Origin of the sequence: Micromonospora sp. DT227, assembly GCF_049841835.1 — a bacterium.
GTDB lineage: Bacteria > Actinomycetota > Actinomycetes > Mycobacteriales > Micromonosporaceae > Micromonospora.
This window is the reverse complement of the sequence record NZ_JBNCLA010000074.1, coordinates 1-314: the sequence shown is the minus strand read 5'-3', so window position 1 is coordinate 314 and position 314 is coordinate 1. Positions and strand designations below refer to the sequence as shown.

The following is a 314-nucleotide window of genomic DNA, read 5'->3' as shown; positions in this document are numbered from 1 at the left end:
TCTTCGAGGATGAGGTGGGCGTTGGTGCCGCTGATCCCGAACGACGACACCCCAGCCCGCCGCGGCCGACCGTCGACCGACCACGGTGCCGCCTCGGTCAACAACTGCACCGACCCGGCCGACCAATCCACATGTGACGAGGGGGTGTCCACGTGCAGTGTCTTGGGCATTAGTCCGTGCCGCATGGCGAGGACCATCTTGATGATTCCGGCGACGCCTGCGGCTGCCTGGGTGTGGCCGATGTTCGACTTCACCGACCCCAACCGCAACGGCTGCCCCGCCGGCCGGTCCTGACCGTAAACGGCGATGAGTGC

The 314-nt window shown here is 66.9% G+C and carries 1 protein-coding gene; it reads right to left on the bottom strand.

Going from position 1 to position 314, the window contains the following annotated elements; all coding sequences use genetic code 11:
• A partial coding sequence (locus ACLQ2W_RS33955) for a ketoacyl-synthetase C-terminal extension domain-containing protein (RefSeq protein ID WP_425791996.1) occupies positions 1–314 on the bottom strand: 314 nt, incomplete at both ends.